Annotated in this window: 10 protein-coding genes; 3 read left to right on the forward strand and 7 right to left on the reverse strand. The window is 53.0% G+C overall.

Annotated elements, in window-relative coordinates; all coding sequences use genetic code 11:
* Window positions 1-214 precede the first annotated feature (214 nt).
* Both CEE36_11265 and CEE36_11270 read right to left on the reverse strand, forming a co-directional pair.
* Window positions 215-745, reverse strand: coding sequence for a hypothetical protein (locus CEE36_11265; GenBank protein ID TKJ36885.1), 531 nt, complete (start codon window positions 743-745; stop codon window positions 215-217).
* A gap of 131 nt (window positions 746-876) precedes the next feature.
* Window positions 877-1,437, reverse strand: coding sequence for a hypothetical protein (locus tag CEE36_11270; protein TKJ36886.1), 561 nt, complete (start codon window positions 1,435-1,437; stop codon window positions 877-879).
* 173 nt (window positions 1,438-1,610) lie between these two features.
* Here CEE36_11270 and sppA point away from each other — a divergent pair, with 173 nt between their 5' ends.
* Complete coding sequence (gene sppA, locus CEE36_11275) at window positions 1,611-3,956, forward strand: signal peptide peptidase SppA (GenBank protein TKJ36887.1); 2,346 nt, start codon at window positions 1,611-1,613, stop codon at window positions 3,954-3,956.
* Window positions 3,957-4,033: 77 nt separating this feature from the next.
* Here sppA and CEE36_11280 read toward each other — a convergent pair whose 3' ends face one another.
* The gene (locus CEE36_11280) at window positions 4,034-5,857 is read right to left on the reverse strand and encodes a hypothetical protein (GenBank protein TKJ36888.1); all 1,824 of its coding nucleotides are present in this window, start codon (window positions 5,855-5,857) and stop codon (window positions 4,034-4,036) included.
* Window positions 5,858-5,991: 134 nt separating this feature from the next.
* Between CEE36_11280 and CEE36_11285 the strand changes: the two genes are divergently transcribed.
* Window positions 5,992-6,366: a hypothetical protein gene (locus CEE36_11285; GenBank protein ID TKJ36889.1), complete on the forward strand. Its 375-nt coding sequence runs from the start codon at window positions 5,992-5,994 to the stop codon at window positions 6,364-6,366.
* Between the two features lie 163 nt (window positions 6,367-6,529).
* Here CEE36_11285 and CEE36_11290 read toward each other — a convergent pair whose 3' ends face one another.
* The 4 genes from CEE36_11290 to CEE36_11305 form a co-directional block, all read right to left on the reverse strand.
* On the reverse strand, window positions 6,530-7,513 hold the full coding sequence (locus CEE36_11290) for a hypothetical protein (protein ID TKJ36890.1): 984 nt from the start codon (window positions 7,511-7,513) through the stop codon (window positions 6,530-6,532).
* Window positions 7,506-7,988: a hypothetical protein gene (locus tag CEE36_11295; GenBank protein TKJ36891.1), complete on the reverse strand. Its 483-nt coding sequence runs from the start codon at window positions 7,986-7,988 to the stop codon at window positions 7,506-7,508. Before CEE36_11295 ends, CEE36_11290 begins: the two co-directional genes overlap by 8 nt.
* Window positions 7,989-8,051: 63 nt before the next feature.
* Window positions 8,052-8,393: a hypothetical protein gene (locus CEE36_11300; protein TKJ36892.1), complete on the reverse strand. Its 342-nt coding sequence runs from the start codon at window positions 8,391-8,393 to the stop codon at window positions 8,052-8,054.
* Window positions 8,394-8,761: 368 nt separating this feature from the next.
* Window positions 8,762-9,211 (reverse strand): hypothetical protein, encoded by a 450-nt coding sequence (locus CEE36_11305; GenBank protein TKJ36893.1) that lies wholly within the window; start codon window positions 9,209-9,211, stop codon window positions 8,762-8,764.
* Here CEE36_11305 and CEE36_11310 point away from each other — a divergent pair.
* Window positions 9,139-9,475 (forward strand): IS30 family transposase (locus CEE36_11310; protein ID TKJ36894.1); only part of this gene is annotated, 337 nt, incomplete at its 3' end. The genes CEE36_11305 and CEE36_11310 overlap by 73 nt on opposite strands.

Here is a 9,475-nt window from a genome sequence, read left to right on the forward strand (position 1 = left end):
CCCCACATGTTCTTTGAGTTCTTCTATCCAGACCATGGGGAAGTCTACTCGCTTCGGCTCGATTTGTCAAACCACAAATCCCACATGCTCCTTTTCGTTGCGACATTCCGTGTCGTAAACCCTCTCGCTTTCCAAGGTGTTGCACTTCATTATTGAACTCACGCTCCTACATTGTATTCGATTGCGATCTTTTCTCCGAAGGAGAAAAGGAGCATTAACGCTCCATTACGCAGCTCATGAGAGCAACGCGGGTGTTGACCAGACGTCTTGCAACCACGGCCAAGAGCTGCTGAAGGATGCGGTAGCCCATTCCGCAGTTTCTGAGAAGGAACTCATGAAGCTTTGCTGCGTTCCACACCAAGAGCTTGGAGCTTTTGGCCGCTTTGATGGTGGCGGTCAGCTTGCCGTCCTTATACATCGAGGACCATCCTGAGATCTGCCCCGGCCCCACGGTGGCAATCGTTACGGGGATCGGCTCGGCAAGCGCAGCGTTGATCGAGATCTCAAGTTGCCCCTCGACAACAAGATAGAACTCCTCGCCCTTGTCTCCTTCTTTACCGAGAACAGTTCCCATGGTGACCTTGCGTTCCTCGGCCAACTCGGCCACGGCTTTGCTTTCCGGTTCCTCAAGCAGGTTAAATACCTCGCTTTCCTTGAGAAACTGACAGTACGACATATCTCCTCCTAGGGTGTTCTTGGTATAAATATTAGGAATAAACACCTTCGCGTCAAGTCCTGGGAGCATGTGTTGCTTGATGGGGTGTTCAACGACTATTTGGGAAGGTCGTTGAAATCTATCTCCTGTATCAGATGGAGCAGACTTATTATAGACCTCGGCCTTGGCGAGATTTACGGGTATCTATTGGTGGCTTTTGATTAAGAAGCAGGGAGGAAACGTAGCAGGCGAAGTTCCTTAAGGAGTGTTTCGTCGTCGGAGCGCTGTGATATATAGACAGGCCCGATCTCGGGAGCCAACCAGGCATCGAAACGGGTTCCATCAGCGTCTTTTTTGCCCTGGATAAAGATGCACTCCTCGAAGGTTCCCGCAGGTGTCTTGACGGTGTAACTCGCTTGGTCAGCAATCTCCACCGGGTTTATGGGTATTACCCATCCCCACTGGGGTAAGGCTAATGCGGAATCTATAATTACTTTTGCAGAGTCGTCAAAGGGTTCGGTGGCCTCGGGGAGCTCTGCTGCCATAATAGAGGGTTGGTCAGTTTGTATGTAGCTGTGGTATCCGAATATCCCTGGTTCGAGTTCAATCATCTCGCAGACAATGGTATAGGCCGCTGCGTCCGTTTGCACCTCATAAACCCACGCATTACCATCGTCGAGCGGGAAGTAATTGGGTTTCTCTATCCCGAGCTCGTTTACTGAGCATCCCAGGAGGATTGCAAACGCCAGCACACCGACAGCAAAGATTTTTTTAATCGCCATATCATCCTCCTTCATAATTTAATCATAGGTAAAAATGCGCGTTTGTCAAGTGGTTAAATGTGTCGCTCCCTGAGGTCTGCTAACCCCACCGTTGCATCTAAATTATGCAACATCGCTCCGTGCGTTACGTCTTCTAGGGTAGGAAAACAAACAACCAAAGATTTGGAGGTCCTATGGGACAGGCGTTAATTCTTCTAGCAGCGGGGTTGGGATTCTTCAGCTCCTCATCGGTTAGCTTCGTCGAGCGCTCGGACGCTATCTGGACGAATCCTGCAGGTCTTGGGCTGCACTCAGAGGGTGTAGAGCTTCAGAGCGGATTCAGTCTATTCGAGGATACCCCGAACCTTCGATTTGGTCTCAGTGCTGGTGCCGGTGGATTTGGCTACCGCACCGGCGATTCCACCGGTGTTACGGGTGTGTGGTCGGCTGGTCTGGCATTGCCTTTAGGAAAACGCTTTCGTCTGGGCGGAGCTTACAACTGGGGAGAGCAGAAGTTCTGGAACTTCGGCGTTCAGTCTAACCCTTTGAACTGGCTTGCCCTTGGTGCTGCTCTGCAAACCGGAGAAACTCCCACCATCATCGGTGGCTTGGGCGTGCGCCCGTTTACCGACCGCGTCACACTCTTCAGCGACCTCTCCTACCGCGGCGGGTTTGAGGACTTGAAGGTTGGTTTGGGTGTTGAACCGATCTCCGGCGTCCTTCTTTCAGGGACCTTCACACCCCCTCTCTTTGAGGCCTCTGATCTCAGCTGGTCTGTCGGTGCCGAGTTTGCCCTGGGTTACGTTAAGCTGGGTGCAACCTACAACTCCGAAGATGCTCTAGGGGTATCGTTGGGAGCCTCGTTCCCACGCTATCCCGGCATTCGGTTCCGCAAGCCCGAGCCCAAGGTCGTTGAATGGGTGCCTAAGGGACGTCCTGAGGAGCCTGCGCCGCCTGTATTCAAGTTCGCCTTCATCTCATTCGGCCCGTCGAAATCCAAAACCTTCTACGATCTTCTTACAGAGATTCGTGATCTGGGCGAACACAAGGACGTCGAGGGTGTTCTTTTAGACTTCCGCGGCGCCAGTTACTCACTATATCAGGTCGAGGAGATCCGCGCCGAGCTGGTTAAGCTGAAGGAAAAAGGCCTGAAGATAGTTGCTTTCTCTGAGGGCTACTCCATAGGTTCGTATTATCTGGCATCTGTGGCTGACCGCATCTACGTTGTCCCCACAGGTGAGGTGATTCTTACAAGTGGTTACGCACGCACAATGCACATCAAGGGAACGTTGGATAAGCTGGGTATAGAGCCGGACTTCTACCGGGTAGGCGAGTACAAGTCGGCCTATGAAGTCGTTAATTTTACCGAGCCTTCAAAAGAGGATCGTGAGCAGCTCGAAGCCTACCTTTCCTCTATATACGACGAGATCCTGGGTGCGATCGAGCGCGACCGCGGCATTGCCCGTGCCGAGTTCGAGAAGATCATGAACGAGCGCGTTATCGTAGATGCGGATACGGCCAAGATGCTTGGTCTGGTGGATGATTTATGCCTTGCTTTGGATCTCGACAGCATCATCAAGATGGAGTTCGATGAAAAGACCCAGCGCACAAAGCTTGCAGATCTCAAAAAGAAGCAGAAGGAGGTCCCAAGAGCATGGGTCGAATCTCGAGAACCGGCAGGACTCCCCGGCCTTGCAAAGATAGCCCTTGTTGTAGCTGAAGGAAGTATCGTAACCGGCGAGAGCGGCACGAGTCCCCTACCCATCCCGTTGATAGGCGGTAAGTACATGGGATCAACCACGATGTCTGAGGTTCTCGAGAAGGTGAAGGACGATAAGCAAGTCAAAGCGGTGGTGTTCCGCATCAACTCAGGCGGCGGGTCCGCACTTGCCTCAGAGATCATAAACCGCGCGCTTACAGAGCTTGCAGCCTCCAAACCGGTCATCTGCTCCATGGCCGGCGTTGCAGGCTCAGGCGGCTACTTTATCGCCGCTCCCGCGGATAAGATCTTTGCCGACGCGACAACGGTTACCGGTTCCATAGGCATCCTGGGCGGTAAGTTCGTAACCAAGGGGTTCAACGAGAAGCTGGGCATAACCCGTGAAACCATAAAGCTTTATCCGCACGCCGACATGTTCAGCCCTGATCGCCCCTTTGACGAGAAGGAGGCGGAGATACTGCAACAGATGATGAACGAGGGCTATGCCGAGTTCGTGGGCCGCGTTGCCGAAGGCCGGGATATGAGCTTTGATGAGGTTGACTCGGTTGCACGCGGACGAATCTGGTCAGGCCCTGATGGCGTTGAGGCCGGCCTGGTAGATGAGGTCGGCGGTCTCATGGACGCTTTAGAAGAAGCGCGCAGGATGGCTGATCTCCCAGAGGATGTGCAGGTGGTCATCTATCCCAAGCCCAAGCCTATGTTCGAGTGGAAGGACGGCTTTGAGACCAGCCTGACCATCGGTTGGCAGATGCTTCCTTCCTGGCTTAGTGAGAACCTCCTCTACCTCATGCCCTACCAGATCGAGGTCCCTGTACGTTAGACTCTGCCTTAGATTCTGATGTAGGCAGAAAAGGGGAGATCGTGCGATCTCCCCTTAGAGTCGGGATCTTGCTTGGATCATCTCAGGTAGATTACCTTGATCGGCTCTGGGTTGTGCTCGGCACCAAGAAGCCGTGCAAAGTATACACCCATTGGCACCAGCGCACCCGGCTGCCAGGTGGCTTCGTACACATCGCCTCTGATTTCCAGTTCAAGCGCCGCAACCATGCGGCCTGTGGCGTCAAAGATGCCGATCCGTGCGTTTTCACCTTCAGTAATCGTGGCGCTGAAGTTTACCCGATCGCGGAAGAAGGAGTGATTACTTTCCAGGTTCAGGGCTTCAGCTTCTCTTGGGTTTTCTTTTATACCTGTGGAGGGTGAACCGTACTCCTCAATAGTGAGGGTCGTATCCACAGGCATCGAGGCGTAGTGCTCCCGGAGTCCTGATGGCCAGCGGATTACAACCGAGTCTATCTTATCGTGCGCTCCCAGGCCGAAGTGAAGGAAGTGATTGAATGGTGAGCCGTATCCGTTGCCTGCGGAAGGTGCCAGCTCGCGCATCACCATGGACTCGCCCGCCCAGACACTGACACGTGTGCCGATGGCGGAAACGTTACTTGTCGTATCGTCGGCACCAAGGGGAGACTTTATCCCTTTAAGATTCAAGACGAGCCAGTGGTTGCCGTTACCCGCATCGGAGATGTAGATGCTGTTATGGCCTGAGTAAGGCAGGTATACGTCGAGGAAGCCGTCGGTGTTGATATCGCCCCAGATTGCCAGGTTCTTGCGCTCCCAGTTTTTGAGTCCAACATCATAAGTCACATCTGTGAACTTGCTTCCACCGTCGTTGCGGTAAAGCCAGCCCTGCTGGCCCGGGGTTCCATAGAGATTCACCCAGTAAAGATCAAGGTCGCCGTCGTTGTCATAGTCGGCCCAGGCCGGCGCCGAACCGATCTCCGCGTTGTAGATGCCGCTTTCCCAGATGTAGTCGGTGAATGCCCATCCGGGCGGGCCGTCGTTGGCCCAGAGATGGTTGGTTGAGTCTCCAGGGTAGCCAGGGTGATGGGTGATAGGGGTGAATAGATCGAGGTAGCCGTCGTTGTTATAATCGCCCCAGCACGCCCCGATGTTGTGTCCCTTGGAGAAGAGGGTTCCCCCACCGATTACGCCTTTCTCCTCGGCCACGTCAGTAAACGTTCCGTCGCCGTTGTTCTGCCAAAGAAGGTTCCGTTGAAGGCGATACACGGATACGAAAATATCGGCAAGGCCGTCGTTATTGAAGTCTCCAACGCTTACACCGCGTGAACACAGTGCGCTGGCGTACGAATAACGGATGCCCGCCTCTTCGGAGACGTCGCTAAAGGTTCCGTCGCCGTTGTTGTGATAAAGATAGTCCTCGTGTCCAACAGGGAAGGGAAACTCGTAGCTCGAGACGTAGAAGTCGAGCCAGCCGTCCGAGTCGTAGTCAAGCCAGGCTACGTCAACAAGGTCGCGGTTCAGGATCGTGTCTGTAAGGCCTACGGCAAGACTTACGTCTTCGACCGCGTAGTCGGGCGGGCCCTGGTTACGGTAAAGAAGGATGAAGCAGGTGTCATTCAGGGTATCTACATTGATACGTCGGGTGGTCAGTATATCCGGGTAGCCGTCGTTGTCGTAGTCGCCGAAGCACACCACCCTGCCGCCGCCCCAGCGGCTTTCAGAGAGCTTGGTGAAGTTTCCGGAGCCGTCGTTGATGTAGGCGTATCCGGCCCAGAAGTCGAGTATCCCATCGGAGTTGTAATCAACAAGAGTTGGTGAACCGGCGATTTCGTCTATGCCTAAGGTAGCGACATCAACCTCGGTGAAGTGAATCTCGGCTGCTGCCGGGACGCTCAAGGCTAAAAGAACAATTAAACTTCGCATTGCGCCTCCTTGGTTTTGAACGATTTGACTTCTTCAACTTTAACCGCAGAAAAGGAATCTGTCAAGTGGATCGGATTTCTTGACATCGTCCTATCCATCATTAGGATAGGGAGCAGAAATCAAGGAGGACTTTGATGCAGGAGTTAGAGAAGTATCTTGAAGAGATAGCCGAGTGGCTTCAGGAGGCGTTTTCAATATGCGTTGTTGGCGAGGAGGGGTTGGTGCTTGCCTGCAAGACCCGAGAGGGCGGCGAAAACGCCGAGCTCACGAGCGCGGTGCTGACCGATGTTATGCGCAGTATCTCAAGGATCGTTAATGAGGTAAGGAAAGGAAGGCTGGTGGATAACCTTCTATCAACGGCGGATGCCCACTTTCTCACCAAGCAGCTGGATGATGAGGGTAGGGTATTTTTGGCGATAGGCGTACCCCGCGGCGCGAACCTGGGTGCAGTGCGCTACGTAAGTAAGGTCTACGCGGATAAGCTAAAAGCTGCGTTGCCTGAGGCTTAGGCCTTACCTTCCTTTTATGCAATCGTTGCGATGCAACGCCCGCGGGATTCACTTGTATCTCTGGGGAGTCGCTATGTGGGATGGGGTCAATCTGTAAAGTCCACTTCCAAGCGATCAATCTTTTTAAGGTTTACGACCTGTGTTCCGGGGTTAATTCTGGTTATTAGCGTGGGATGATACCCTCTGGGCCCATGGAGTCGGGTGGAGTTTGCCAAAAATCGGCCTCATCCCTTCTCCCTTTTCCCCGGGTTGGGATAAACTTATTAAGTCCGTAATCGGATACACACTTGCGTTCGTTTTTGTTCAGCTGTTCATAGAGTTCAGCCATATGATCCTGCAGCTCATTGCGGTTAAGTCCGGTCTGGGCCGCTTCGTACAGCTGTTCCAGCGCTTGCCTGTAGGCTATAATCTTGTCATCAAGCGGTATGTCGTAAGGGAGGTTGTTGATCACCCCCGCACCATCAAGCATTCGTATATCAAATCCCTTGGAGAACGTCCACCTGTTGAACTCGGTTAGGACGCGATCCTTTACACGAGACTTAAAGCGAGTATCTATCAGGTGATAGAGGACGTCTGTGGTTTTACGAAAGACGGTCCGCAGGATTGCAGAGCCTTCGTCTTCGGTTGTGATAAGCCCCTGGCTCTTTAGTGCAGCTATGGTTATGGCCACCTTGGTCTTGGGTTGTTCAAGCAGACGTGCGATCTCGGCAAAGGAGCGGCGTCCATTGATATGGGATGCTACGGCCCATCCCAGGGCATTGAAGTTGAATTGTTTCTCGGAGTTAGGATCTACCGGTGCAAGAACAAGAGCCGCGTCCTCGAAGGCCAACTCCTGGCACGCAGCATCCCACTGTGTTGCCTGCTTCGAGGCCGCCATAAGAAGGTCGGTTAAGGATTTGGTGATGCGTTGCTCAACCGAGACCTTTTCCTCGTGGAACTTGAAGTTGCCTGAGACCAGGATGAAGAGTTCTATGAACGCCTCGTCTCCTGCCAGCTTGTCCATCTGGCAGTCTAGCAACTCCCCTTTGGAAAAGAAAAGCGAGCCTTCGGCGGCTCCCGTGATCTCGAGCCGACCTGTCTTGCGGCTCATGGTCAAAAGCTGGATTATGTCCAGGAACCCTTGTCGCTCTATCTTGCCTTCAAGCATCTAATCCAAACTCCCGGCTTAGAAGGTTCTTGGCCGGGGTGAGGTAGGAGGCCTTTATGAGCACGCTTATAGCGGTAAATGAGGTGCTGATCATATCGATGTTGATGGCTTCCTGGGCCAGGAATGAGAATATCTTGCCCGCGATCCCCGCCTCGCGCGCAAGGTTCTTTCCGTAAACCGTCAAGATACCCCTTCCTTTTTCTATCACGAAGTCGCTAGTCTTGAGGACATCAAGGCTCTTTAGGTGCGCCACCGCCTCATTTACCTGTGATTCGTTTAATGCGAAAGAGATCTCAGCCAATCCCCTTGATATGCTGCTTTCGGATATCATCTCTATATTGAAACCGGCTTTACCAAGATGTGAGAAGAGTTCGCCGGCTATACCAGGTTTGTCAGGGACGGATTTGGCAATAACCATTGACATGTGGGGTTTGGTTTCAATCAACTCAACCGGTCCGGTCATATGTTCCTCCATCAAAGTATATAGAGCTAGTTTGGCTTGTCAACGCTTTTAACTCGCCTGAACACGCGCGTCTTCTTACTCTATACGTTCCCGCGTCCAGAACTCACAGATCTGACCTGCATCGTTCATAAGGAACGACTCCACAGGTCCCCATCTGAGCCATACCGTTCTGCCTACCAGCTGCCTTGTCCAGAAACATGTGGTTTTTGATTCAAGCACCCACTTTTCGTCGTTTTGCCGAACGACGATAAGTTTGAACCCGAACTCATCCTGCGTGAGGGTAGCCTCCTCCCACTTGCCTGGATAGCCCGTTTGAACGTCATCCTGGTCTGGCTCTTGGGTTTTCGTGGTTGCTACGCAACCTGCTGCGATAAAAACCAATACGCTCGCGCCACAGAGCCACGAGAGCTTCTTCATGTCTCCCTCCAATGTTGGAAACAATATACCACTCCAGGTAGGTTTGTCAAGTGAGAGGAACTTGCTCGTTGATCGAGTACACCTACATGGTGGAACAGTCAGGCTTTTAGGATTGAGGATATTAAGGGAGGAGAAGATGAGTCTATTGAAGGCCGCTCACCCCTCTCCCTTAATGGGGCAAAGGCGTTCCCCCGCGGGGACCCGGAACACACAAATGTCATCGCGAGGAAGCATTCGCCTCCAACACAGGTGCGGCATCCGTGGCGTAGCCAGGTTGTCGGGTATCAGGGCGGCTCAAGGACAGACAAGGGGTTTAAATCCATTGTCCTTGTTTGCAATATCAATTTTGCAATGCGTGCTCGGCACGTTCAGTCCATGGAGAGACGAAAGCCTAGGCGGCTGCAGCATGGAGGGGAGTAGGAACGATCGGCGCACCGGATGAGCCGGGCGTCGGCGTACCAACTGCCACCACGTTTCACCCGGGAAGAACCGCTGGATGGACCCTCAGGGTTGTAGTCAGGAGATGAGGAGTAGTAGTTCGCACCGTACCAATCAGCACACCACTCACAAACGTTGCCTGCCATATCCATGCAGCCGTAGGGAGAGACACCCTGAGGGTAACTGCCCACTGGTGAGGTGCGAGAATATCCATCCTCGGAGTAATTCCCAGGATTGTAGTTCGTGAGTTCAATAATGAAGTGCAACACCTTGGAAAGCGAGAGGGATTTCGTTATTCTGAGGATGTATGCACAAAAGATATCAACATCTTGGATTGGAGGAGCGTGAGGTGATAGATACGATGCGTAGAGACAGGCGATCTATACGAGAGATGGGCCGTGTTTTAGGCAGGAGTCCCTCTACCATCTCGCGTGAGTTGCGGCGCAACCCCTCGCCTACCTACGACTTTTACATAGACCATCACGCCCAGGAGCGTGCGGATAAACGTCGATCGAACGCAAGCCGCAGGATGCGATTAAAGAGCAAGGTGATCAGGGGTTACGTGGTGTCCAAGCTCACCCAGGACTGGTCGCCTGAGCAGATATCGGGCAGGATAGAGATAGACCATCCGGGTATATCCATCA

This window comes from candidate division TA06 bacterium B3_TA06 (assembly GCA_005223075.1).
Classification (GTDB): domain Bacteria; phylum Hydrothermota; class Tepidihabitantia; order B3-TA06; family B3-TA06; genus B3-TA06.

Coding starts and splice junctions, on each gene's coding strand:
- CEE36_11265 (TKJ36885.1), bottom strand. CDS start 745: ATGCTCCCAGGACTTGACGCGAAGGTGTTTATTCCTAATATTTATACC.
- CEE36_11270 (TKJ36886.1), bottom strand. CDS start 1,437: ATGGCGATTAAAAAAATCTTTGCTGTCGGTGTGCTGGCGTTTGCAATC.
- sppA (TKJ36887.1), top strand. CDS start 1,611: ATGGGACAGGCGTTAATTCTTCTAGCAGCGGGGTTGGGATTCTTCAGC.
- CEE36_11280 (TKJ36888.1), bottom strand. CDS start 5,857: ATGCGAAGTTTAATTGTTCTTTTAGCCTTGAGCGTCCCGGCAGCAGCC.
- CEE36_11285 (TKJ36889.1), top strand. CDS start 5,992: ATGCAGGAGTTAGAGAAGTATCTTGAAGAGATAGCCGAGTGGCTTCAG.
- CEE36_11290 (TKJ36890.1), bottom strand. CDS start 7,513: ATGCTTGAAGGCAAGATAGAGCGACAAGGGTTCCTGGACATAATCCAG.
- CEE36_11295 (TKJ36891.1), bottom strand. CDS start 7,988: ATGGAGGAACATATGACCGGACCGGTTGAGTTGATTGAAACCAAACCC.
- CEE36_11300 (TKJ36892.1), bottom strand. CDS start 8,393: ATGAAGAAGCTCTCGTGGCTCTGTGGCGCGAGCGTATTGGTTTTTATC.